This window comes from Bradyrhizobium sp. BR 1432 (genome assembly GCF_051547705.1).
In the GTDB taxonomy this organism is placed as follows: domain Bacteria; phylum Pseudomonadota; class Alphaproteobacteria; order Rhizobiales; family Xanthobacteraceae; genus Bradyrhizobium; species Bradyrhizobium zhanjiangense.
Genome location: NZ_JBPUGF010000003.1, coordinates 3,417,519 through 3,439,712 on the forward strand (window position 1 = coordinate 3,417,519; position 22,194 = coordinate 3,439,712).

At 63.9% G+C, this 22,194-nt stretch carries 19 protein-coding genes and 6 pseudogenes; 14 read left to right on the top strand and 11 right to left on the bottom strand.

Annotated elements, in window-relative coordinates:
• Nucleotides 1–27 precede the first annotated feature (27 nt).
• Nucleotides 28–423 (top strand): cytochrome c-550 CycA, encoded by a 396-nt coding sequence (gene cycA, locus ACSKB8_RS16350; protein WP_091886974.1) that lies wholly within the window; start codon nt 28–30, stop codon nt 421–423.
• Between the two features lie 117 nt (nt 424–540).
• On the opposite strand, the gene ACSKB8_RS16355 is transcribed toward cycA, so the two are convergent.
• Nucleotides 541–1,497 carry an alpha/beta fold hydrolase gene (locus ACSKB8_RS16355; RefSeq protein WP_370986362.1) on the bottom strand — a complete coding sequence of 319 codons (957 nt, stop codon included), beginning with the start codon at nt 1,495–1,497 and terminating at the stop codon, nt 541–543.
• 330 nt (nt 1,498–1,827) lie between these two features.
• On the opposite strand from ACSKB8_RS16355, the gene ACSKB8_RS16360 reads away from it, so the two are divergent.
• Both ACSKB8_RS16360 and ACSKB8_RS16365 read left to right on the top strand, forming a co-directional pair.
• Nucleotides 1,828–2,010, top strand: coding sequence for a hypothetical protein (locus ACSKB8_RS16360; protein ID WP_091886978.1), 183 nt, complete (start codon nt 1,828–1,830; stop codon nt 2,008–2,010).
• 81 nt (nt 2,011–2,091) lie between these two features.
• Nucleotides 2,092–2,827, top strand: a pseudogene (locus ACSKB8_RS16365) (IS5 family transposase).
• 45 nt (nt 2,828–2,872) lie between these two features.
• Here ACSKB8_RS16365 and ACSKB8_RS16370 read toward each other — a convergent pair.
• The 3 genes and pseudogenes from ACSKB8_RS16370 to ykgO form a co-directional block, all read right to left on the bottom strand.
• Nucleotides 2,873–3,133 carry a hypothetical protein gene (locus tag ACSKB8_RS16370; protein ID WP_091886980.1) on the bottom strand — a complete coding sequence of 87 codons (261 nt, stop codon included), beginning with the start codon at nt 3,131–3,133 and terminating at the stop codon, nt 2,873–2,875.
• A 125-nt stretch (nt 3,134–3,258) separates the two neighbouring features.
• Nucleotides 3,259–3,899 (bottom strand): annotated as a pseudogene (locus tag ACSKB8_RS16375) (tetratricopeptide repeat protein).
• Nucleotides 3,900–4,003: 104 nt separating this feature from the next.
• Entirely contained in the window at nt 4,004–4,129 is a 126-nt protein-coding gene (gene ykgO / locus ACSKB8_RS16380; protein ID WP_438105216.1) for a ribosomal protein bL36, read from the bottom strand.
• A gap of 306 nt (nt 4,130–4,435) precedes the next feature.
• Between ykgO and ACSKB8_RS16385 the strand changes: the two genes are divergently transcribed.
• The 3 genes and pseudogenes from ACSKB8_RS16385 (at nt 4,436) to ACSKB8_RS16395 (ending at nt 6,751) form a co-directional block, all read left to right on the top strand.
• Nucleotides 4,436–5,320, top strand: coding sequence for an amidohydrolase family protein (locus ACSKB8_RS16385; protein ID WP_438105218.1), 885 nt, complete (start codon nt 4,436–4,438; stop codon nt 5,318–5,320).
• Nucleotides 5,321–5,500: 180 nt separating this feature from the next.
• On the top strand, nt 5,501–6,232 hold the full coding sequence (locus tag ACSKB8_RS16390) for a haloacid dehalogenase type II (RefSeq protein WP_438105220.1): 732 nt from the start codon (nt 5,501–5,503) through the stop codon (nt 6,230–6,232).
• Between the two features lie 53 nt (nt 6,233–6,285).
• Nucleotides 6,286–6,751, top strand: a pseudogene (locus ACSKB8_RS16395) (YbaK/EbsC family protein).
• Between the two features lie 6 nt (nt 6,752–6,757).
• On the opposite strand, the gene ACSKB8_RS16400 reads toward ACSKB8_RS16395, so the two are convergent.
• Together ACSKB8_RS16400 and ACSKB8_RS16405 are read right to left on the bottom strand one after the other, a co-directional pair.
• Nucleotides 6,758–7,102 (bottom strand): hypothetical protein, encoded by a 345-nt coding sequence (locus ACSKB8_RS16400; RefSeq protein WP_091887079.1) that lies wholly within the window; start codon nt 7,100–7,102, stop codon nt 6,758–6,760.
• A 95-nt stretch (nt 7,103–7,197) separates the two neighbouring features.
• Nucleotides 7,198–8,184 (bottom strand): tripartite tricarboxylate transporter substrate binding protein, encoded by a 987-nt coding sequence (locus tag ACSKB8_RS16405; RefSeq protein ID WP_438105221.1) that lies wholly within the window; start codon nt 8,182–8,184, stop codon nt 7,198–7,200.
• A 146-nt stretch (nt 8,185–8,330) separates the two neighbouring features.
• On the opposite strand from ACSKB8_RS16405, the gene ACSKB8_RS16410 reads away from it, so the two are divergent.
• Entirely contained in the window at nt 8,331–8,588 is a 258-nt protein-coding gene (locus ACSKB8_RS16410) for a hypothetical protein (RefSeq protein ID WP_438105223.1), read from the top strand.
• Between the two features lie 65 nt (nt 8,589–8,653).
• On the opposite strand, the gene ACSKB8_RS16415 is transcribed toward ACSKB8_RS16410, so the two are convergent.
• Nucleotides 8,654–9,175, bottom strand: coding sequence for an REP-associated tyrosine transposase (locus ACSKB8_RS16415; protein WP_438105225.1), 522 nt, complete (start codon nt 9,173–9,175; stop codon nt 8,654–8,656).
• Nucleotides 9,176–9,232: 57 nt separating this feature from the next.
• Nucleotides 9,233–10,168 (bottom strand): LysR family transcriptional regulator, encoded by a 936-nt coding sequence (locus tag ACSKB8_RS16420; RefSeq protein ID WP_438105227.1) that lies wholly within the window; start codon nt 10,166–10,168, stop codon nt 9,233–9,235.
• A 119-nt stretch (nt 10,169–10,287) separates the two neighbouring features.
• Between ACSKB8_RS16420 and ACSKB8_RS16425 the strand changes: the two genes are divergently transcribed.
• The 3 genes and pseudogenes from ACSKB8_RS16425 (at nt 10,288) to wrbA (ending at nt 12,502) form a co-directional block, all read left to right on the top strand.
• A complete protein-coding gene (locus tag ACSKB8_RS16425) occupies nt 10,288–11,040 on the top strand; it encodes an SDR family NAD(P)-dependent oxidoreductase (protein WP_438105228.1) in 753 nt (250 codons plus the stop codon).
• A gap of 36 nt (nt 11,041–11,076) precedes the next feature.
• A pseudogene (locus ACSKB8_RS16430) lies at nt 11,077–11,776 on the top strand (pirin family protein).
• Nucleotides 11,777–11,902: 126 nt separating this feature from the next.
• A complete protein-coding gene (wrbA, locus tag ACSKB8_RS16435; RefSeq protein ID WP_438105230.1) occupies nt 11,903–12,502 on the top strand; it encodes an NAD(P)H:quinone oxidoreductase in 600 nt (199 codons plus the stop codon).
• 38 nt (nt 12,503–12,540) lie between these two features.
• Here wrbA and ACSKB8_RS16440 read toward each other — a convergent pair whose 3' ends face one another.
• Complete coding sequence (locus tag ACSKB8_RS16440; protein WP_438105232.1) at nt 12,541–13,674, bottom strand: GNAT family N-acetyltransferase; 1,134 nt, start codon at nt 13,672–13,674, stop codon at nt 12,541–12,543.
• Nucleotides 13,675–13,792: 118 nt separating this feature from the next.
• On the bottom strand, nt 13,793–15,145 hold the full coding sequence (locus tag ACSKB8_RS16445) for an O-antigen ligase family protein (RefSeq protein ID WP_438110553.1): 1,353 nt from the start codon (nt 15,143–15,145) through the stop codon (nt 13,793–13,795).
• 348 nt (nt 15,146–15,493) lie between these two features.
• On the opposite strand from ACSKB8_RS16445, the gene ACSKB8_RS16450 reads away from it, so the two are divergent.
• Nucleotides 15,494–16,480: a glycosyltransferase gene (locus tag ACSKB8_RS16450; RefSeq protein WP_438105234.1), complete on the top strand. Its 987-nt coding sequence runs from the start codon at nt 15,494–15,496 to the stop codon at nt 16,478–16,480.
• A 15-nt stretch (nt 16,481–16,495) separates the two neighbouring features.
• On the opposite strand, the pseudogene ACSKB8_RS16455 reads toward ACSKB8_RS16450, so the two are convergent.
• Nucleotides 16,496–17,525, bottom strand: a pseudogene (locus ACSKB8_RS16455) (glycosyltransferase family 2 protein).
• A 396-nt stretch (nt 17,526–17,921) separates the two neighbouring features.
• Here ACSKB8_RS16455 and ACSKB8_RS16460 point away from each other — a divergent pair.
• The 3 genes and pseudogenes from ACSKB8_RS16460 to ACSKB8_RS16470 all read left to right on the top strand — a co-directional run bounded on the left by ACSKB8_RS16460 (nt 17,922) and on the right by ACSKB8_RS16470 (nt 22,181).
• Nucleotides 17,922–18,721, top strand: a pseudogene (locus ACSKB8_RS16460) (methyltransferase).
• Between the two features lie 282 nt (nt 18,722–19,003).
• Nucleotides 19,004–21,385: an exopolysaccharide transport family protein gene (locus ACSKB8_RS16465; RefSeq protein ID WP_438105235.1), complete on the top strand. Its 2,382-nt coding sequence runs from the start codon at nt 19,004–19,006 to the stop codon at nt 21,383–21,385.
• A complete protein-coding gene (locus tag ACSKB8_RS16470) occupies nt 21,378–22,181 on the top strand; it encodes a WecB/TagA/CpsF family glycosyltransferase (RefSeq protein ID WP_438105237.1) in 804 nt (267 codons plus the stop codon). The genes ACSKB8_RS16465 and ACSKB8_RS16470 overlap by 8 nt, the downstream gene beginning before the upstream one ends.
• The last annotated feature ends 13 nt before the right edge of the window (nt 22,182–22,194 follow it).

The following is a 22,194-nucleotide window of genomic DNA, read 5'->3' on the forward strand; positions in this document are numbered from 1 at the left end:
CACCAGGGAAGAGACGAAGAGCACCCGATGACAAAACTGACTTTTGGCGCACTGACGATCCTCACCGTGATTGCCACCGCACCCGCCGCGATGGCGCAGGATGTCGCGGCCGGCAAGACATCGTTCAACAAATGCCTGGCCTGCCACGCAATCGGCGAAGGCGCCAAGAACAAGGTCGGCCCCGAACTCAACGGCCTCAACGGCCGCAAGTCGGGCACCGCTCCGGACTACAACTACTCGGATGCGAACAAGAATTCCGGCATCACCTGGGACGAGCCGACCTTCAAGGAATACATCAAGGATCCCAAGGCCAAGATTCCCGGCACCAAGATGGCGTTCGCCGGCATCAAGAACGAGACCGAGATCAACAATCTCTGGGCCTATGTCTCGCAGTTCGACAAGGACGGGAAGATCAAGCAATAGGCGGGAAAAGGCGGCCGCTAAAACTTCGGTTCTGATTGAATCAGAACCGAAGCTCTAGCTTCTTGTTTTGACGCGTTTCCTTCCCGCGAACCGGTATCCACTTCGCTCGAAAACGCTTTAGTCGGCGGCCGCCTGCGCCTGGACGATCTTCCCGATCATCGTCTCGATCTCCGCCTTCACGACATCCGGTACGGCGTTCTGCACCATGTGGCCGAGATCGGGCAGCACGATCAGCTTCGCATTCGGCACGATCGCGGCAAAGGGGCGCGCGTGGATGCCGGTCGACACGGTCTTGTCGGGCTCGCCGGCGATGATCGTGACCGGCGCCGATATCTCGCCATAACGCGCGACTTGCGCAGCAACCGCTTCCTTCAGCGTCACCAGATCATAGGCATTGGCGATGAACTCGCGCGGACGCAACAGCAGCGGCGTCGCGGAGTCCTTGACGAAGCCGTCCGGCATGACTTGCGGCAGGAAGACGTTGCGCGCGCCGGATTCAGTGAGGACGTAGCCGAGCGGCAGCGTGATCGTGTAGGCGAGCAGCGGACCGATCACGGGCGTTGCGATGATCTCGTTGTAGCGACCGACGCCGCCGCGCCAGGGATGAGTGACGGGCGCGAGCATCACGAGGCCAGCGACGCGGTACGGGTGATCGAGCGCGATCCGCGCGCCGAGGGCGCCGCTCCAGGAATGCACCACGAAGACCGCGCGGTCGATCCCGAGCTTCTGAAGCGCATCATCGATCATCCGCGCCTGGATCTGCGGCGTCGAATCCTGCCGCCGGACACGCGTGCTCCAGCCATGGCCGGGACGGTCGATCAGAATGACGCGATGATCCCTGGCGAGGAGATCACCGAGCGGCCGCCGCATCGCTTCGAGATTGGAGCTTGCCCCGTGCAGCATGACGATCGGCAGGCCAGCATTGCGCGGGCCGAGATCGACGACGTGAAGCACCGCGCCGTCGACCTCGATCATCCGGCCCTGCGGCGGATAGGCGCGCTGCACGACGAGGATTCCGGCCTGCGTGGCCAGCGCCAGCAGAACCAGCGCCGTCACGACTGACATCACGATCATTGAGCGAATCCGGGCGGTCCTGGGCACAGGGCAGTTACGGGTCTTGGCACACGGCAGTTTCGCTCAGTCGGCTTCAGGGCTTCCACCGGAAACAGCGGGGCTGTGGATATGTGCACAATTAGGGAACGTAAAAACCCAACGGAATCGACAATATTCCTTGGCGACACGCAAGCCTCGGACCAGCTTCATGCAGTCGTCATCGCGGCTTCCATATAATCGCCATGGTCGGTTCGGCCATCTAGGCGCGGGTGGGCGCCGATCCTCCTCGCAGCCTCGGGGATGCGGAAAGACCGGCAGGATTTTTTCCTGGTTTGAACCGGAGGATTTTCGATGAGCTTCAGATCGAACGACACTGCGATCGACGAGATCGTCGCGAGCTGCAGCGGCGACCTGCGCGGTGCCGTGCGGGCGCTGCTCCTGATCAACGAACATCTCGAAGCTGAGCTTGCAAAGGCTTACGCCGCGGTCGCCGATCGCGGCCTCACCGAGCGCGGCGGCAGCGTCCTGCACTAAGGCCTGTTTACAGACAGGATTCCCAAATCAGTAGAAAATTGATTCAAGGCTGAAAATTGGAGATCAGCCTTGATTCGATTGATGTTGAGCGATGCGCAGTGGGAGCGGATTGCGCCGGAATTGTCTGGCAAAGCCGGTGATCCCGGCGGCACCGGGCGTAACAACCGGCTCTTTATCGAAGCAGTTCTTTGGATTGCGCGCACGGGCTCGCCGTGGCGAGATCTGCCGGAAGCGTTCGGCAAGTGGTTCACAGTGTATACGCGCTTCTGGCGCTGGGCGCAGAAGGGGGTCTGGGAGCGGGTCTTCAAAGCTCTCTGTGACGATCCCGATTTCGAATATGTCCTGATCGACGGCACACTCGTCCGGGTCCACCAACATGGCACCGGGGCAAAGGGGGACTCAAAATCAGGCCATAGGCCGCTCGCGTGGTGGCCTGACTACCAAAATCATGGCTCTGGTCGACGCACTCGGCAATCTCATTCGCTTCACCCTGCTGCCCGGCCAGCGTCACGACAGCATTGGCGTCGAGCCTTTGATCACTGGCCTCGATTTTGAAGCGCTGATCGGCGACAAGGCCTTCGATAATAACTGGCTGCGCGCCAATCTGAACCAACGCGGCGCCGCAGCGGTCATCCCGTCCAAGGCCGACCGCGCCGGGCGCATCCCGCACGACGCCGAAATGTACAAATGGCGCCACCTGGTCGAGAACTTCTTCTGCCAGCTCAAGGCATTCCGCCGCATCGCAACTCGCTACGAAAAGACAGACGCCTGCTTTGCCGGCCTCCTCAATCTCGTCGCGGCTTTCCTCGCAAACTAGCGACTGTAAACAGGCCTTAGGTGTCCTGCACCAGGTGCAAGCGACTTAGTTCGACCCGTCCTCGTCCTTCTCCTCGTCGGGCGTGACCGCGGGACAGGCGCGGATCGTCGAACGGGCAAGCTTGGCGTCGGCCTTGGATTTGTAGGGGCCGTCACCGAACCAGATATCGCCGATGATCACGGGATTGCTGGTCACGATATCGCATTTGCCGGTGGCGCGGTTGCCGACCACCCAGAACAATCCGTCGGCAAGGCTCACCGTCCCTGACGCGAGCAGCAAGCTACCTGCAAAGATCAAACGCTTCATGGCTTTTGCTCCTGCCATGCAGGTAGGCCTGCGGCAGCCCCGGCAATAGCCCTCGCGACGCGACGCCTGCGATCGTGGTTAATCCACGCCGGCCGCGGTCGCTCAAGAAATGATCGAGTTATAGGCTAGATGTCGCGGCCTTCGACCTTCTCGGTCAGCGCCTTGACCTGGTCGGGGATCTTCTCGAGGTGCGGATTGACGGCGAGCGCCTTGCGGTAGGCTTCCAGCGCGCGCTTCTCGTTGCCGACCTCCTGCATGATCATGCCGAGCCCTGCGAGCGCACCGAAATGGCGCGGTTCGCGGATCAGCACTTGCTGGATGTCGGCGAGCGAGCGGCCATAATCGTTCTGCATGTAATAGAGCGTGGCGCGCCGGTTCCAGGCCTCGATATAGTCGGGCCTGAGCTTGATGATCGAATCCAGCAGCTTGATCGCGACATCGATCTTCTGCGCCTCGACCGCGGTCTTGGCGCGCGACATCAACAGTGCCGCGGTGTCGCTCGGGGTCTGGAGCCAGATCGCCCAGATCCGCGCCTCGACATGCTTGGCGCTGGTCTCGTCGGGCGCTGCCTTCAGCGCGCCGAACAGAAAATCGAGATTCTGGTGCGGTCGACCTTGGGCAGCTTGGCCGGCGCTTCCGGCAGCTTCTTCTGCTGGCCGGGCGGAGGCGGCGGCTCAATCTGCTGCGCCAGCACCGGGGCGAAGCCGGCGGTCCCCAGGACCAGGGCCAGACACAGGGTGGGCGCGCAGAGGAATCTCAGTGCCATGGGTAAAGTCTAAACGCGCAAAGCCGCCCTTGCAAAGCAGGGCGGCGTCAAACTCGTGTGAGACCGTGGTCTTGCGGAGCGCGAAGGCGTCCGGCAGGGCGAGATCAGCCCTGACGCGCCTTGAAGCGGCGCTGCACCTTGTTGATCACATAGACCCGGCCCTTGCGACGGACCAGGCGGTTGGCGCGATGGCGACTGCGCAGCGATTTCAGCGAGTTACGGACCTTCATGGCAGAATCCTGAACGTTCGAAAGGCCGTGTTCGGCACTACCGTTTCGGCACGCGCGAATGTGGCAAAATGAGATTTTTCCCGCTGGCGGACCGACCGCCCGGGACGGGGCGGTTCTTAAGGCATCGCGGGAGGTGATGTCAATGTTAACTGCCCGGTTCCGAACCAGCAAAATTCGCGAAAACAACCCCATGCACAGTAGAAACGGCCGGATCGGCCCGATCTGCCAAGCCGAGAATCTGCGGCAGCTCCTTGCCAAATTCGTTATATGATATAATCAATTTGGCACCCCGTCGGGAGGAAACCCATGCCAAAGCTGAAGCTGCCCAACATCGACAATGTCGTTGCCATCGACATCCACACCCATGCCGAGGAGCCCTGCGGCTGCCATGCCGACGACGGCTATGACGATTTCCAGGCGCAGATGGCGGAGTATTTCAAGTCACCCAACAAGCATCCGCCAACGGTGCCGGAGACAGCGGCGTACTACCGCTCCAAGAACATCGCCGCCGTGATCTTCCCGGTCGATGCCGAGCGCGAGACCGGCTTCCGCCGCTACAACAATTACGAGATGCTGGAGGTCGCCTCCGACCATCTCGACGTCCTCATCCCCTTCGTCTCGATCGATCCGCACAAGGGCAAGCTCGGCGCCCGCGAGGCGCGCAAGCTGATCGAGGAGTATGGCGTACGCGGCTTCAAATTCCACCCGACCATGCAGGGCTTCTACGCCAACGACCGCATGGCCTATCCGCTCTATGAAGAGATCAACAATGGCGGCGCGATCGCGCTGTTCCACACCGGCCAGACCGGCGTCGGCTCCGGCATGCCCGGCGGCATGGGCATGCGGCTGAAATATTCCAACCCGATGTACATGGACGACGTCGCGGCCGATTTTCCTGACCTCAAGATCATCCTCGCGCACCCCTCCTTCCCCTGGCAGGAGGAGGCGCTGTCGGTCGCGACCCACAAGCCGAACGTCTATATCGACCTCTCCGGCTGGTCGCCGAAATATTTCCCGCCGATCCTGGTGCGCTACATCAACTCGATCCTCCAGGACAAGATGCTGTTCGGCTCGGACTGGCCGGTGATCACGCCGGATCGCTGGCTGTCGGATTTTGCCAAGATCGACATCCGCGACGAGATCCGGCCGAAGGTGCTGAAGGCCAACGCGCGCAAGCTGTTAGGAATTTAGCCGCTCACTCATCGCCCGTAGCGCATCGAGGGCTTCGATCCCGGTGACCGAAGCCCTCACGCTCGGAAGCTCGAGGCCTCAGCCGGGTCTTCGCCCAGCGGGAGGCTCGGAATATAGAACGACGATAGCTGGCCGTTCCGATATAGTCCGTGCGCCTGCAACGATCCAAGGGAGGGGTCAATGAGCACCAAAGCCGTCGTCTTCGACGCCTACGGGACGCTCTACGACATCCAGTCGGTCGCAGAGATCACCGAGGATGCGTTTCCAGGCTATGGCGAGATCATCACGCAGGTCTGGCGTATCAAGCAGCTTGAATACACCTGGTTGCGCTCGCTGATGCGGCGCTACCAGGATTTTGCCACTGTTACGCGCGACTCGCTTGCCTATACGCTGCGCGTGCTTGGGATCGCTTACGAGAACAACACATTCGAGCGTGTGATCGAGAAGTATCTGCACCTCGACCTCTATCCGGATGCGACGGCAGCGCTTGCGGCCCTGAGACCGCGAAAGCTTGCCATCCTCTCCAACGGCAGTCCGGACATGCTCAATGCGCTCGTGCGCAATTCCGGGCTCGACGCCCTGCTCGATGCCACCATCAGCGTCGACGCGAAGAAAATCTTCAAGCCGAGCCCGGACGTCTATGAGCTGATCGGCGAGGTGCTCGGCATCAAACCGAACGAGGTTCTGTTCGTCTCCTCCAATCCCTGGGACGCCGCCGGCGCGAAATCGTTCGGATTGAAGGTCGCCTGGATCGAGCGGGTGACGCCCGAAGCCATGGCGCTGGCTTGCGTCGAGAACGAACTCGTGGCACCGCTGACGATGTTCAAGGCGATCCGCACCCAGATGGACGAGCTCGGCTTCGCGCCGGATCACCGCATCCGCGCGCTCTCCGAGTTGCCAGGAATCGCTTAAGGAATTGCTTCGGGATCGCCGCCCGCCCATGTTCTTGGAATGAGCTGTTTGGAATGAGCCTTCAATCCGTTCGCGATTTTTTCGCCGAGAGAGCCCCGACATTACCGTCATCGAATCCCCGATCAGCTCTGCCACGGTGACGCTGGCGGCGGAAGCCTATGGCGTCGAGCCGGGGCGCATCGCCAAGACGCTGTCGTTGCGCGTCGGCGAACGCGTGATCCTGATCGTCGCTGCCGGCACCTCGCGCATGGACAACAAGAAGGTGAAAGCGCAGTTCGGGGCAAGCCGAAAATGCTGGGATTGGAGGAGGTCGCCGAGATCACCGGCCACGAGGTCGGCGGCGTCTGTCCGTTCGGCCTGAAGGCGCCGCTGCCGATCTATTGCGACGTCTCGCTGAAAGCGTTCGACGTCGTGGTGCCGGCCGCAGGCTCGACCCACAGCGCCGTGCGCATCACGCCGGAGCGGATGGCTGAGCTCGTCGCGGCCGAATGGGTCGATGTCTGCGAACACCGATCCTAAGCGAGGCTAATCATCCTCGTCATAATAGGGCCGCGGCGGAGGGGGCGGTGCGGTGTTGTAACGCGGCGGGGGCGCGGCGCGGTTGCGCGGCACCGGCTGCTGCGGCTGGGCCTGGTTGTTCGACTGGAACACTGCGCGGCAGCCGCTCGAGAGCTGCGGCGTGTTCTGCTGCAAGCAGGCCACGATACGGTTCACGTCGGGAATCTGATCGCTGCACAGGCGCCACACATCAGGCGTGCAGGCCATCTGTTGTTCCATTGTGCCGCGATATTCCTGGGCGAATGCTGCGTTCTGCGCGACGATGCCGCCGATCGCGAGCGCCACACCCAGCGCAATCCGCTCTGTTCGCATGTCCCGATCCTTCCCGAATCCCATCAAAACCTCCTCAATCAATGAGGCGGGGAAGGTTCTAGACCAACAACAAAATGCGAAAGCGCGCCTGGAACCTACTCCACCTTGCCGATCTTCTTCACCGCCGCGATCAGTCGCGCGCTGTCGGCCGCGACGAATTGCGCCAAGGCCGGCGCATCCTGATAGGCCACGAGACTGCCCGAGGCCTCGAAGGATTTGAGCACGTCCGGACTGGTCATGACCTGCGCCATCGCCTCGCGCAGACGGGTCGCGATCGGGGCCGGCAGCGCGCTTTGCGCGAACAGGCCGGCCCAGATGTACATCTCGACGTCCCTGTAGCCGAGCTCCTGAAAGGTCGGCACGTCGGGGAAGCTCGCGATGCGCTGCGCGCCGCAATTGCCGAGCACGCGCAGCTTGCCGCCGTCGACCTGCGGCTTCAGCGTGCCGGGTGCGGCAGCGATCGCCTGCACGGTACCACTGAGGATCGCGGTCAGCGCGGGACCTGCCCCGCGGAACGGCACGTGCAGCAGCTTGATGCCGGCGCTGCTCGCGAACATCTCCATCGCCACGTGCAGCGTGCCGTAGGGCCCGGACGAGCCATAGGTGATCTGGCCTGGGCGCTTCTTCGCGTCCTCGACGAAATCCTGCGCCGTCTTCCATGGCGCCGAGGCCGGCACCGCGAGCAGCGTGGGATCGGCGAGCACGCGCGCGATCGGCATGAACTGCGAGACCTCGTAGGCAACGGGACGCTCGAACAGCCGGTCGGCTTCGGGGAGCACTGCGAGTGAAGACAGCGTCATCAGCAGCGTGTAGCCATCAGGCTCGGCGCGCGCCGCTGCGGCATTGCCGACCGATCCGCCGCCACCGCCGGCTCTGTTGTCGACGATCACGGGCTTGCCGAGGACCCGCTCCAGCGCCTGTGCCACCGGACGCGCCGCGAGATCGGCCTGTCCGCCGGCGGGAAACGGTACGATCATGGTGATGTTGCGAACGGGATAAGTTTGAGCGAAGGCTTTGTCAGGTAACGCAGCGCGCAACAACGGCAGTGCAGCAGCGGCGCGAAGGACTTCGCGTCGATCCATGGCAGGTCCCTCCCCTCATTTTCTTTGTTCGCTAGCCAGCCTAACGTCGCGATCGGCAAGAACAAGATGTTTACGAAGCATTAGCCATGTTCGGCCGAGCCCGGAACGCATGCCTGAGGCCTCCGTTGCCCTCCCAGGAGTGTGCCATGGGAAAACTCGCGACCATCGACATCGCCTTGGACGAGATGCTGGTGAATCTCGCCGCGATCGTCCTGCGACTTTCAACGCCCGAAATGACGCGAACACCGGAAGCGCGGCGCGCACTGGCACAATCCGTCCATCAATATGCGGTTTGCGCGAAGCGTTCGAGCGACCCCCGTGTTCACGAGCTGAAGTCGCAGCTGGAAGAGACGCTGAAGCCAAGCTTGCGCATTGTCGCGATCGACGGCGCGAAGGTGTCGTAGTCCGGCCGCAAAGCGAGATGCCGTAGGGTGGGCAAAGGCGCGCTCTTCGCGCGCCGTGCCCACCATCACTCGCCGAAATGCCCCGCAACATCGCGCATATCCCCTCCCCAATCCAAGGGAAGAATGCCCTGGTCCACATAGCGATGAAAACTGCTGAGAGACCAGTCGCGCACTCGGGTGACGAGGCCGTGTTTCACGGGGTTGAAATGGATGTAATCAACGTGTCGCTCCAAGTCTGCGTCGTCGCGAATTGTGTGCTCCCAGAAACGTCGCTGCCAGATGCCCTTCTCACGCTTTCTCAGCTTGCTACTTGAAGTGAACCCAGCCTCCAAGCCACGCGAAAATCCGCTTTTGATCAGATTCCAACGCGATGAAAAGTCGACGTCACCTTCCGGCAACGTCCAGATCGCGTGGAGGTGGTCGGGCAAGATACAAATTGCGACCGTCTCAAACGGCCGGCGCTGAAAGACGGTTCGGTAAGTTCGCCTCAGGCGATCGGCTTGATCAACGAGTAGCGTGCTCGACCGATCTGCGAGCACGACGGTGAAGAAAAACATCCTGCCCTGTGCGCGCCGATATCGAGACACTTGTGATCACCTCGGGCAAAGCCGTGGGCACGCTTCGCTTTGCCCACCCTACGGCAGTTACATTGCCTTCGCACCCTTCTTCGGCCGCCGCTTGCACGTGCCCGGCAGCTTCGCGGCCAGGAAATCGCCGAGCGCCTCGACGCGCGCGGGACGCGGGCCGCCGGGCGGCGTCACCAGGTGCACGGCGCCTTCGGCCTGTTTCCAGTCCTTGAGGATCACTTCGACTTGGCCTGAGGAGATCGCCTCGCCGACGATGAACTCGGGAAGCTCGGCGATGCCGAGGCCTGCGATCAGCGCCGGCATCACCGCTTCGCCATTGTTGACGCGGAGCTGGCCGCCCGGGCGCACGCTGGCCTGCTCGCCGGCCGAATTGGTGTAGTGCCAGACGTTCGGCGTGGAGAGATAGGCGTAGCTGAAGCATTTGTGCTCGGCCAAATGCATCGGATGCGTCGGCCGGCCGTACTGCCTAAGATAGGACGGCGCGGCCACGGTATAGCGCGGCATGGTGAAGAGCTGCCGTGCGATCAGCGAGGAATCCGGCAGCCGCGCGATCCGCACTGCCATGTCAAATCCTTCGCCGATCAGGTCGACGGTCGCATCGCTCAGATGCAGGTCGACCGAGACTTCCGGATAGGCCTGAAAGAATTCCGGCAACAATGGCGCCACCGCCTTGATGCCGAACGTCATGGGCACGGCGAGCCGGACCAGCCCGCGCGGTGCCACCGATTGCGCCAGCGCTTCGTTCTCCGCGGCTTCGCCATCGGCCAGCAGGCGCGTCGCGCGTTCGGCGAGCTTGTGGCCGGCATCGGTCAACGCGAGCCGGCGCGAGGTGCGGTTGAACAGGCGGGCGCCGAGCCGCTCCTCCAGCCGCGTGACCGCCTTGGAGACCGTCGCCTTGGACATCGCGAGCTCGCTTGCGGCCCCTGCAAATGACCGTAATTCCACAACTTTTGCGAAAACCGCGAGCGCCTCGAAATCGGGGAGTTTTGCCATGGGCCTTGGTCCAATCGGTGTATTTAGGGAAACAATACGTTTCAACAGTTTCTATTTCTATACCACAGGCGGAGGCTTATCCAAGGGGTCATCAGACATTCAGGAACTGGAGAAATCCAATGACCAAGAAGCTCTCAGGCAAGGTTGCCCTCGTCACCGGCGGCTCGCGCGGCATCGGCGCGGCTTCGGCCCGCGCACTCGCCGATGAAGGCGCTGATGTCGCCATCAGCTATGTCGCTTCGCCCGACAAGGCGGAAGCCGTCGTCGCCGACCTGAAGGCCCATGGCGTCAAGGCCCGCGCCTACAAGGCCGATCAGGCCTCGGCCAAGGAGGTCGATCAACTGGTCAGGAGCGTCGCCAGTGATTTCGGCCGGCTGGATATCCTCGTCAACAATGCCGGCGTCGCCGTCGGCGGGTTGATCGACGATGCCGCCACCGACACCGCCGCGCTCGCCCGCCAGGAAGACATCAACGTGCACGGCGTGATCGCCGCGATCCGCGCGGCCTCGAAGCTGATGGGCGAAGGTGGCCGCATCGTCACGATCGGTTCCGGTATTGCCACACGCGCCTCGTTCCCTGGCCTCGCCGATTACGCTGCGACCAAGGCTGCGATCGTCGGCTACTCCAAGGGCGCTTCGCGCGACCTCGGACCGCGCGGCATCACGGTCAACGTGCTGCAGCCGGGCTCAATCAACACGGACATGAACCCTGACGACGATCGTGAATTCGCCGACGCGCAGCGCAAGCAGCACGCCCTGCAACGCTTCGGGACCGCGGAAGAAATCGCCGCCGGCGTCGTCTTCCTCGCAAGCCCGGAGGCCTCCTTCGTCACCGGCACCGTGCTCAATGTCGACGGCGGGTTCGGCGCCTGATCCGAACCGCCACCCGTTCAAACAAGGATTACGCAGATGATCGAACTCAGACCTTTCGCAAAGCTCGGCGGCGCCGATCACGGCTGGCTCAAGGCCAAGCATCATTTCTCCTTCGCCAGCCACTACGACCCGAACAACATGGGTCACGGCGCGCTGCGGGTATGGAACGACGACGAGATCGCGCCGAACACCGGCTTTCCCGCCCATCCCCACGCCAACATGGAGATCATCACCTATGTGCGCGAGGGCGCGATCACCCATCAGGACAGCCTCGGCAACGAGGGACGCACCGAGGCGGGCGACGTGCAGGTGATGAGCGCCGGCAGCGGCATCCGCCACTCCGAGTACAATCTCGAGTTCGACCAGGACGCGGATCTTCCAGATCTGGATCGAGCCGACGGCACGCGGCGGTCAGCCGACCTGGGGCTCGAAACCGTTTCCAAAGGGGGACCGTTCCGGCAAGCTCGTCACCATCGCGAGTGGCTTCGAAGACGATGCGGACGCGCTGCCGATCCGCGCCGATGCGCGGGTGCTCGCCACCACGCTGAAGGCCGGCGAGAGCGCGGAATACGCGCCGCAGAAGTCGCGGTACCTCTATCTCGTGCCCGCGGCAGGTTCAGTCGAGATCAACGGCGTGCGCGTCAACGCCCGCGACGGCGCCGCGATCCGCGACGAGGACAGCTTGAAGATCACCGCTCTGGAAGATTCGGAGCTCGTGCTCGTCGACGCGGCGTAAACGCCGACCCCACACAGCAACTCGTCATGCCCGGCCTGCGCCACGCCGAAGAGGCTTCGGCCTCGCAGGTGGGGCAAGCCCGGAAACGAATAAACAACTCACCTCGTCATCCAACGGAGACCACCGATGACCAAAGTTCTCGTCCTCGATCATTCCGCCTATGGCCACATCGAAGCGATGGCCAATGCCGTTGCCGAAGGCGCGCGCGAGGCCGGCGCCACTGTCGACATCAAGCGCGTGCCGGAGCTGGTGCCGGCCGAGGTCGCGAAAGCCTCCCATTGCAAGCTCGATCAGGCTGCGCCCATCGCCAAGATCGAAGACCTCACCAATTACGACGCGATCATCGTCGGGACCGGCACCCGCTTTGGCCGCATCGCCTCGCAGATGGCCAACTTCCTCGACCAGGCCGGCGGGCTCTGGGCCAAGGGCGCGCTGCACGGCAAGGTCGGCGGCGCCTTCACCTCAAGCGCGACCCAACACGGTGGGCAGGAGACGACGCTGTTCTCGATCATCACCAACCTGCTGCATTTCGGCATGGTCGTCGTCGGCATGAACTACGGCTTCGCCGGTCAGATGAAGCTCGACGAGGTCACGGGCGGCGCGCCCTACGGCGCCACCACCATCACCGGCGGCGACGGCAGCCGCCAGCCCAGCGCCAACGAGCTCGCCGGCGCACGCTATCAGGGCCGCCAGATCGCGGAGACTGCGAAAAAGCTGCACGGCTGATGCGATCGCGGGCGGCGTTCTCGTTCGGGAATGCCGCTTCAGCGTGTCCCCTTGCCCATCGCCCGCGCCGCAAAGGCGGCGAGCCTGGGGTGGCGGCGCAGGCCCTGCGCGGCATGGTCACGCCATGCATAGGGCAAACCGCGCCAGGACAGCGCGACGCTGACATCGGTCAGCGGGACCTTCTGAGCGCCGAAGCGGCGCTTGTAGTCCTGGTTGCCGATGCTGAGATCGAAACGGCGCACGCCCCGTGCATGCAGCGCCGCCATGGTGCGCTCGGTCACGAGCAGCCCCGGCGAGCAGCTCGACCATGATTCGCCGGCGTGACTGATGCGCAGCAGGTAGTAAGTCGCGCCTTGCCTGACGCCAAGCGAGGTAGCGACGATGCCGTCGTCGCAGACCAGCGCCGAGACGACGGCGTAGCCTTCCGCGACGCCTTGGCGGGCGACCTCGCGGTAGAATCGCGCATGGGTCTCGTCGTTGAGCACAAATGGCGAGCCGAGCTTTCGCATGCGCGCCTGCTGCTGGAGATCCATCACGTCCAGCAGTTCATGCGCGCGGGCGACATCCGTGGCGATTTCGAACCGCGCGCCGGCATGACGGCTGAAGACGCGCCAGCAGCGCGGCATCTGCATGCGCTTGATCGAGGCCTGGTAATCTTCATAGTCGTCGCCCATCAGCATGAGATTGCCGTTGAGCGAGGAGGATCCGATCCGGCCGAGCGACACCAGCGGATTCGGCTTGCCACCGATTTGGGCCGGCATCTTCCTCAGGCGCAGCAGATCGAAGCCATCGGGCACGGCGCGCAGCGCGTCGATCAACGCCTTGCCGATGCCATCAGTCGCATCCGCATCAAGCGACAGGATCGGCGCGTTGTTGTCGGAGACGCCGAAATCGGCGAATTCGACCACGCGGATGCCGCGCCTGACATGGCTGATCATCGGCACAAGTGCGATGTCCTTGCCGGTCGCGACATCGGAAATCACGGCGATCAGCGGTGCGAGACCATGGAACGCTTCATACCAGGCGCCGAGCCAGTAGCCGTGCTGGAACGCGGTGCGATGGCCTGCGTTCAGGCGCAATGCGGCCCGCCGCCAGTCACGCACGAAATCGACCACGATTCCCGACGTGCTCGACACCCGACCTGCTGGTTGCTCGACGCTGAGGAACGTCATCCGCGGGACATACGGTTACTGAATGTTTCCAGATAGATTATGTTTCGTCGCAACCACAAGTTACGTCGCTGCTTATCGTTAAGCGATGCCACCCGAGCCGCTCCGCTGCGACAAGGTGTCAGTGCTCAGGTTCCACTTGCCCGACGCACTGGAATCTGGCCAGGAAGTGCAGGCCGGCCACCGCGAGGACGAACATGAACCAGATCGGGCTCTGTCGTTCGAGCAGGAAGGTCTCGGTTGCTCCGTAATACAGGCCGAACAGCCACACGGTGAGGAACAGCTTTGCCAGCGCACCACTACGGTTGTGCGCCTGGGCTGACTGGAAATTGCCGAGCGGCGCGAGCGCGAAGACGAGGATCACGAGCAGCAGCCCCGGCAGGCCGATGGTGACCGCGAGATCGAGATAGCTGTTGTGGCTGTGTGCCGCAGTTGTCGCCCATTCGGCGCCTTGGGCGGTCTGCCGCTCGGTCACGTCGTTCCAGAAGGCCGCATAGCCGTGACCGATGATCGGCTTCTCGGCGACGGCTGCGAGCGCGAATTCCCAGATGGCGGAGCGGCCGGTGAAGGTAGGATCGAGCGGAAGCAGCCGCGTCATGGCGCCGAGCGCCGGACTCAAGACGCTGCCGACCGTCAGCAGGTTCATCACGATCAGCGGCACGAAGCAGATGATCCGCTTCAGCCACAGGCTGCGCGTGACGTAGACCAGTGACGCCAGCACGTAGATCGCGAGGCACAGCACCGAGGATGTCTTGCCGCCGGTGAAGATCAGGAAGATGCCGGCAAGCATTGCGATCGCCGGGCCCATCACGAACGAGCCGACCGCGCAAAGGTAGATGCCGACATAGACCAGGATGGTCATCACGGGCGAGGCGACGTTCTTGTGACCAAAGCTGCCGCGCCAGTCGCCGGCAAGCTGCGGCTCGGTGATGTCGAGCGCGGTGTGGATCGAATATTGCGGCGCGAGGAAGACGCCGAGATAGCACAGTGCAAGCAGCGCGAGCGCGGCACCGCCGAGGCACAGGTTGAAGCTGCGCTGCGTCGGCGGCAATAGCGGCAGGAGCACGGCGAGCGACGTCACGCTCGCCGCGAGCACGAAGCGCTGGAGCGAAACGCCGCGGCTCTCGGAGAAGGCGATGTTGATCAGCAGCCAACCGACGAGACAGAGATGCAGCGGGGTCACCAGGGTCTTCAGCGAGAGACCGTCGGTGGCGGCGGCGAGCAGCACCGCGACTGCGGCCAAGAGGCCGAAGGAGACGTAGGTCAGCGCCATTCGTCCGCCGACGGCGGTGGCGGCATCGGGGCTGCGCAGATCCGGGAAGGGATCGAGCGTGACCAGCACCAGCAGCAGCGCTGTGACGGCGACGAGGCAGCGCGCCGCCTGCGCCGCGTTCAACCCGGCGAGCCCATCGCGCAGGACGTGGCCGAACGATCGGCTCTCGACGTCAGTCATGTCAGCGGCGCTGCGATCCAAGCTGCGATTCATGGCTCAAGGCAGGTGACGAAGCCGAAGGAAGGTCAAAGCGACATTCAAGGGAAGCTGAAGACCTTAACCAATCCCCGTTAACCGCCCGTCAACCAGCATGCAGGCGATGGCAGACATCTTCTGCAACGGGGCAGCCCTGTCGCACTCCTTGCGAATTGCCACAAGCTCAATGCCGGCGGCTTAACGCTAATCCACGAAACCGGCACCACCCAGGCCTTCCGCGCAATGATTTGACCGTAATGCGGGTATCATCCGCAGCGGCCGAGGTTGCGATCGTTGGCGTTGCCAGCTCAGCGGATGCGCCTGGTTAACGGATCATTAAAGACGAGCCGCAGCTTGATCACCGCCGACGACGTTCTCGAATTGCCGGCTGCCTCACGCGTAATGCCGGCGGCGCGCCCGCCGCTGCCGGTGCACCCGGGCGCGTCGGTCTCCGTCGTGATTCCCGCCAAAAATGCCGCGGCCTATGTCCGTGAAACCATCGCGAGCGCGCTCGCGCAAGGCGATGTCACCGAAGTGATCGTCGTGGACGACGGCTCGACCGACGGCACCGTGGCGATCGTTCGCGCTATGCGTGATCCACGGCTGCGTCTGATACACAACGGCTCCGCCGGCGTGTCGGCAGCGCGCAATCTCGGCGCACGGCAGTCGATCGGGGATTGGCTGCTCTTCCTCGATGCCGACGACCGCCTGCGTCCCCATGCAGTGGCGGCACTGCTGGCGGCAGCGCGCGGCGCTTCGCATGCGGTTCTCGTCTATGGCGACTACAACACGATCGATAGCGAAGGACGGCAGATCGGCCGGCGCGATCTGCTGAAGGCACGCCGCAAGCCGTCCGGCGACGTGCTGACGCGGCTCGCGGCCGGCAACTTCATCGTCAATGGCGGCATCGTGCTCACCCGTGCGGAGGCCTTCCGCGCCATCGGCGGCTTCGACGTCTCCCTCAGATATTGCGAGGATTGGCATTGCTGGTGCCGTCTTGCCGCGATCGGCGAGTTCGAATTCGCACCAAAGCTCCTGCTCGACTATCGCCTGCACACGGCCAACACGATGAACGCGGCGGTGCGGAGGCCGCAGGACTTCTTCCCGGCGGTCGCGCGCGTCTTCGACGACGGGCTGATCCTGGCGAGATTGCCCGAAGGCACGGCCGGCGCACTGCGCCGGGCCGCCGAGATTCATCTCGTCACCTATTCGGCGATGCAGGCGGTGCGCTTCGGCAGATATCGCGAAGCCTTCGCCTATCTCGGGATGGTGGGCCGGAGGTCGCTCAAATCGCTGCCGCGCTCCGCGCTCCGGGTCGCCCTCGCCCGTTTTGGCATCTAACCCGCGACCAGGGCGTCAGGACACGATCTTCGAGGCTTCATAGGGCTTCGGCTCGATGCCGAACGCCGCGAGCACGGAGCCGAGCGCGACCATCACGGGATGCATTGCGACAACGGTCTTAGACGACGTCAGCAGACTGGCCGCGCGCACCAGCGACAACGGCAACCGTCCAACCATCTGCGCAAACACCAGCATCCGCGCCGCTACACTCTGCGCAGCCTTGGACTGCACACGATAATTGATCGCGCCGATGCGCAGGCCTCGTTTTGCGATCCAACCGAGACCGGTTCGGCTTTGCGGCACGGTCTCGGTGATGACCGCCTCCGCCGTCCAGTGGAATGTCATGCCGGCATCGCGGCACCGCACGAAGAAATCGCAGTCGCCGCCGCCGAGGAAATTGAAACGCAGATCGAAGGCCGGTCGCTCGAACCGCTCGAACACCGCGCGCGTGATCAGACAATTGCCGCAGCCATAGATTCAGCGGCACCGCGCCGCTGTAATCATAGGCAGGACAGAAGGCGGGATGACGCGACAGCCAGGGCTGGCTGTCGTCGTCGAAGACCGGCACCACCGGCCCGCCGACCACGTCGGCGCCGGTCGCCTCCGCGGTGCGAACCATCAGCTCGAGCCAATCGGGCGAGGCGATCTCGTCGTCGTCGATCATCAGGAAGCGGGTCGCGGCGGGAAACAGCGCCTGCGCCGTCTCGAACGCGGCGTTGATCGCCTGGCAATTACCCTGCCGCTTCTCGACGAGGCAGACGCCCTGGAGCCTGCCGCCAGCGAGATACTCCGCGGCGATCGGCGCGCTCTCGCGCCGCGCAGCATCGTTCTCGACCATGACGACGGCAAAGGAGCGGGGGGTACGCTGACTCACCAGCGAGTCCAGCGTCAGCCGCAGATGCTGCGGGCGACGGAAGCAGGGAATGCAGACGACGATGCCGACCGACAGGTCGATGATACGGGAGCTCGCCACGATCTCCCGGTTGGGATCGCACACGGCATCCGCGATGCGCGTGGCGGACAGGTCTGTCGGGATCAATGTCATGACGTCCTAGATGTCCGAGATATATTGAAAAAGCCCTGCTTCGATCGCGCGGATCGGCCCCGTTCCGCGACGGCACATCGCCGCGGCACAGATGCGTCCCAAAATGAATGACGGGCGCAGGACGCATGCCGGCGACCTCCAACCATCTCGGCACAACACCATGCACTTAACCGCCTTCGCATGTTTCTGCTGCGAAACCTCGCGCGCGTGATAGTGCAATTCGCGGTCCACTGCGCCGACAACGCCGCGACATGAACAATGCCGTAGTTAACGCCCATGCGCATTAACCCGACCGTAAGCACTGCGACCAGTGAGGTGGCGCGGCATCAGTTTTGCTCTTCGGGCGAGCGAGTTTTTTCCTGTAAATTTGAATAGAACAAGCGCGGTCAGAAAATCATGAACAAGCCAGCCACGATCGATTTCGCGACAGCCACGGCAATCAGTGTCTCCGCGGCCACTCCACCCACCCAGGCGCTGCACGATCTGATCCCTGGCGAAGCCCGCGACAGCCTGCTCGCCATTCATGACATGCTGCGCCGCGAACTTCCGCAGGGCCGGCTTGCCATCTATGAAGCAGGCGGCGGCTCGTGCAGCGTTCTGCCGCCGGAATTGCCGAGCCGCAGCCACGTCACCGTCGTCGACATCGACGAGGATCAGGTCCGCAACAATACCTACGCGGACGAGGCGATCCTCGGTGACGTCCAGACCTACCGTTTCGGGCGGAGAGCTTCGATCTCGTGATCTGCTACAACGTGATCGAACACCTTCCCGACGTCGAGTCCGCATTGTTGAATTTCCGAGATGCGCTCAAGCGCGGCGGAATGATCCTGATCGGCGCGCCCAATCCGCGCTCGCTGTCGGGCGTGATTACCAAATATTCGCCGCACTGGTTTCACGTCTGGTTCTACCGGAACATCCGCGGCATCAAGGATGCCGGCCTGCCCGGCGAGCCGCCGTTCCCGACGTTCTTCCATCCGCTGGTGACACTGCCGAGGCTCGAAGCATTCGCCGCCGCCAACGGTCTCGAGATGATCTATCGTCGCGAAGTCGAGAGCCCGCGCTATCCCGAGATGCGCCGGCGCAAGCCGCTGTTTGCGGCCGTGATCGACGCCGGCGCCGCGGTGCTGAACGCGGTGCTGCCGCGCGGCACCGACGTCCGTCGCGGCGACTATCACGTCATCCTGCGGAAGAGCTGACCGCCATGGCACGCGCACAGCGGATCGCACAACAAGCGAAGCTTCGCGGCCACGCTGCGCGCTGTAACGAACCGTTAATCTCTGGGGGACCTCGGCGTCGCGGCGACGCGCCGAAGAGCGGCATGCGCTTAAACGCTTTGTTTGCCATTTCGGTGAATAGTCCCTCAATGAGTATGGTTAATTTTCCCTGTTGCGTTGATTGGGCCCCCATATCCCGGGTGCGTGGCGTAAAGCGAAGAGTAACCCCTCAGCCCGCGGCAGTTGGAATGAAAGCTGGGGATCATGCTTGACTATAACCAGCCGATTGATCGGGCCAGACCGGAGGCCCCGCAACGGAAGCCTCAGGCCGGCTTCAGCGTGCTGGAGCTCGCCAATCTGCTCTGGCGGCGAAAGGTCGCGATTGCCGCGGCCGCCCTGCTCGGCGCGACGCTTGCGGTCACCATCGGCAAGAGCCTGACGCCTCGCTACACCGCCACCGCCCAGCTCTATGTCGACCCGCGCGAGCTTCAACTCGTCGATCGCGAGCTCACGCCACGCGCGCAGGACGTCTCCGGCATGTCCATGGTGGTGGAGAGCCAGGCGCGCCTGATCACCTCCAATAGCGTGCTGCTTCAGGTCATCGAGCAGGCCGGCCTCGACAGGGATCCGGAATTCGGCGGCGGCGAGGGCGCGAGCCTGATGTCGTCGCTGCTCGGCCTGATCGGCCTTCAGCCCCGCGCGCCCTCGGCCGCGGAAAAGAAGGAAGTGCAGCTCGCAGCGCTCGACGCGCTGAACAAGCACATCACGATCCGCAAGACCGAGAAGAGCTTCATCGTCGACATCGAGGTCTGGTCGACGGATCCTGCGAAAGCGGCGATGCTCGCCAACACGCTGACCAATGCCTATCTCGCGGAATCCCGCAACTCGCAGGCCTCGGCCGCTCGGCGCGCCACCAGTGATCTCTCCAGCCGGTTGAAGGAGCTACGCGAGCGGCTGCGCAACGCGGAGACTGCGCTTGCCACCTACAAGGCCCAGAACAATTTCGTTGGCACCCAGGACACGCTGATCAGCGACCAGCAGCTCTCCGCCAGCAACCAGCGACTGGCCGCGGCCCGCGCGGCGACGATGGATGCGCAGGCGCGGCTCGACCAGATCGAGGCGAGCCGGCGCACGGCCGCGGATGCGGGCGCGATCCCCGAGGCGCTGCAATCGCCGACGATTGCGAACCTGCGCGCGCAATATGCGGACGCCCGCAAGAAATATGCGGAGCAGGCCGGCGAGCTCGGCCCGCGCCACCCGGCGCTGCGCCAGACCGAGAAGCAGGTCGAGGATCTCAAGCGCACCATCAACGAGGAAATCGACCGCTTCGCCCAGTCCGCCAAGAACGATTTGACGCGCGCCCGCGACTTCGAAGCCTCGCTCAACCGGGCGCTGGAAGCGCAGAAGCGGCAGAGCGTCCAGCTCAGCCAGGCCGCAGTCCGCCTGCGCGAGCTCGAGCGCGATGCCGACGCCAGCCGCGACGTCTATCAATCCTTCCTCAAGCGTTCGCGCGAGACCGAGGAGCAGGAGAGCCTGAATACGTCCGCGGCCCGCGTCATCGGCGAAGCGACGGTGCCGCAGCGGCGCTCGTTCCCGCCGGCGATGAGCCTGTTCGCCATGATCGGCCTGATCTTCGGCGCGGTCGCAGCGTCAAGCTGGTTCGCCGCGGCCGAGCTCCTGTTCGCCGGTGCGACCGCGCCAGCGCCGACGCCTGCCCGTCCACAGCGCACGCCTGCGCCGGATGCAACGCGAGCCCCGCAGCGCGCGCGGGCTGCAGAGGCCTCGGAGGCTTCGCCGCCCCAGCAGGCCTCGCGAGCTCCGGAAGTTGAACAAGCTCCGCCGGAACTTGCCGCACCTCCGTTACAGCCTTCGATGGTCGAGAAGCCCTTGATCGAAAAGCCGCTGATCGCACGCCTCCAGGAGGCCGACGTCATTCACACGCTCGGCGCCATTCTCGCAACGGGCGGCGGCGTCGATCTCACCCGGCTGGGCTGGCCGACCCTGCGTCCCGGCTTCCCCCTGACCACGCTGCTCAACGCCTGGCGCGACATGCGCGCTGCGGTGGCCCGGCGGGCCGACGGCAAGGCGATGCCTGTCATCGCGCTCGTCGGCACTGGCGAGACCACCGGTCGCAGCGTGGCCGCACTGAATTTCGCGCTGGCGGCCGCGCGCGACGGCGCCCGCGTGCTGATGATCGATGCCGATCATCAGGCACGCTCGCTCTCGAACAAGCTCAACCGTCGCGGCAAGAGCGAACCGAGCCGGCTCGGCTGGCTCTCGATCGGCAGCAAGGACGCCCGCGAGATCAAGACGGTCAACGGCATCTCGGTGCTGCCGGCCGCAGAGGGCGATGTTGGCAAGGCGACTGATGCCATTCGCAAAGCGATCGCACAGGCGCGAGCCGCGGGCGGATATGATCTCGTGATCCTCGACGGCCCCGCGGTGCCGCTCTCGGCCGGCGGCCGCAAGCTGCTGGACGACACCGACGCGCTGGTGGCGGTGCTGCCGACCAGCCTCGACATCAACGACAGCCTGGAAGAGATCTTGACCGCGCTCGGCCGCGCCGAGCGCAAGCTCGTTGGCGTCGTGCTCGACGAGCTCACTCCCGCAGCCCAAACGCGCCAGCGAGGCAGACAATATGCTTGAGCGCCGCGTCAACCTCGATGGACGGGCGGCAACTGCCGAGGTGCCGCGGATCACCGTCGGCGGCCTTCGCATGGCCGCGATCGACTTGGAAGAAACCGCCGATTTCATGATCGAGGCGACCGATCCTGATAATCGCATCGGCCGTCCGCTGTTCCTGACCTCGGCCAATGGCGAGGTGCTGGCGCGCTGCTCGACGGAACCGCAGACCGAACGCCTGTTCCGCGCCGCCGACCTGATCAACGCCGACGGCCAGCCGCTGGTCGCAGCTTCGAAGCTGCAATCCTGGTTTCCGCTGCCGGAGCGCGTTGCGACCACGGACCTGTTCCACGTCGTCGCGCGCAAGGCGGAAGCGGTTGGCCGCACCTTCTACATGTTCGGCGCCAGCGAAGCCGAAAACATCGCTGCGGTCGAGAACGTCCAGAAGATGTATCCGAACCTCAAGATCGTCGGGCGCAGCCACGGCTATCTGCGCGGCGAGGCACTGCGCGCGAAGGTCGAGGAAATCAACGCACTTGCGCCGGATTATCTGTGGATCGCGCTCGGCGTGCCCAACGAGCAGGCATTCGTGGAGGAATTCACTCCGCATCTCACCAATGTTGGCGTTATCAAGACATCCGGCGGCCTGTTCAACTTTTTGTCGGGCAGCCGTTCCCGCGCGCCGCAATGGATGCAGAAGATCGGACTCGAATGGGCCTGGCGCACCTGGCTCGAGCCGCGCCGCCTGCTCTGGCGCTATTCGACCACCAACCCCCGCGCGCTCTATCTTCTCTTCAGCCGCCACCGGCCCCTCCGCTAAGAGAAGAGCAGAA

Coding starts and splice junctions, on each gene's coding strand:
- cycA (WP_091886974.1), top strand. CDS start 28: ATGACAAAACTGACTTTTGGCGCACTGACGATCCTCACCGTGATTGCC.
- ACSKB8_RS16355 (WP_370986362.1), bottom strand. CDS start 1,497: ATGATCGTGATGTCAGTCGTGACGGCGCTGGTTCTGCTGGCGCTGGCC.
- ACSKB8_RS16360 (WP_091886978.1), top strand. CDS start 1,828: ATGAGCTTCAGATCGAACGACACTGCGATCGACGAGATCGTCGCGAGC.
- ACSKB8_RS16370 (WP_091886980.1), bottom strand. CDS start 3,133: ATGAAGCGTTTGATCTTTGCAGGTAGCTTGCTGCTCGCGTCAGGGACG.
- ykgO (WP_438105216.1), bottom strand. CDS start 4,129: ATGAAGGTCCGTAACTCGCTGAAATCGCTGCGCAGTCGCCATCGCGCC.
- ACSKB8_RS16385 (WP_438105218.1), top strand. CDS start 4,436: ATGCCAAAGCTGAAGCTGCCCAACATCGACAATGTCGTTGCCATCGAC.
- ACSKB8_RS16390 (WP_438105220.1), top strand. CDS start 5,501: ATGAGCACCAAAGCCGTCGTCTTCGACGCCTACGGGACGCTCTACGAC.
- ACSKB8_RS16400 (WP_091887079.1), bottom strand. CDS start 7,102: ATGCGAACAGAGCGGATTGCGCTGGGTGTGGCGCTCGCGATCGGCGGC.
- ACSKB8_RS16405 (WP_438105221.1), bottom strand. CDS start 8,184: ATGGATCGACGCGAAGTCCTTCGCGCCGCTGCTGCACTGCCGTTGTTG.
- ACSKB8_RS16410 (WP_438105223.1), top strand. CDS start 8,331: ATGGGAAAACTCGCGACCATCGACATCGCCTTGGACGAGATGCTGGTG.
- ACSKB8_RS16420 (WP_438105227.1), bottom strand. CDS start 10,168: ATGGCAAAACTCCCCGATTTCGAGGCGCTCGCGGTTTTCGCAAAAGTT.
- ACSKB8_RS16425 (WP_438105228.1), top strand. CDS start 10,288: ATGACCAAGAAGCTCTCAGGCAAGGTTGCCCTCGTCACCGGCGGCTCG.
- wrbA (WP_438105230.1), top strand. CDS start 11,903: ATGACCAAAGTTCTCGTCCTCGATCATTCCGCCTATGGCCACATCGAA.
- ACSKB8_RS16440 (WP_438105232.1), bottom strand. CDS start 13,674: ATGACGTTCCTCAGCGTCGAGCAACCAGCAGGTCGGGTGTCGAGCACG.
- ACSKB8_RS16465 (WP_438105235.1), top strand. CDS start 19,004: ATGCTTGACTATAACCAGCCGATTGATCGGGCCAGACCGGAGGCCCCG.
- ACSKB8_RS16470 (WP_438105237.1), top strand. CDS start 21,378: ATGCTTGAGCGCCGCGTCAACCTCGATGGACGGGCGGCAACTGCCGAG.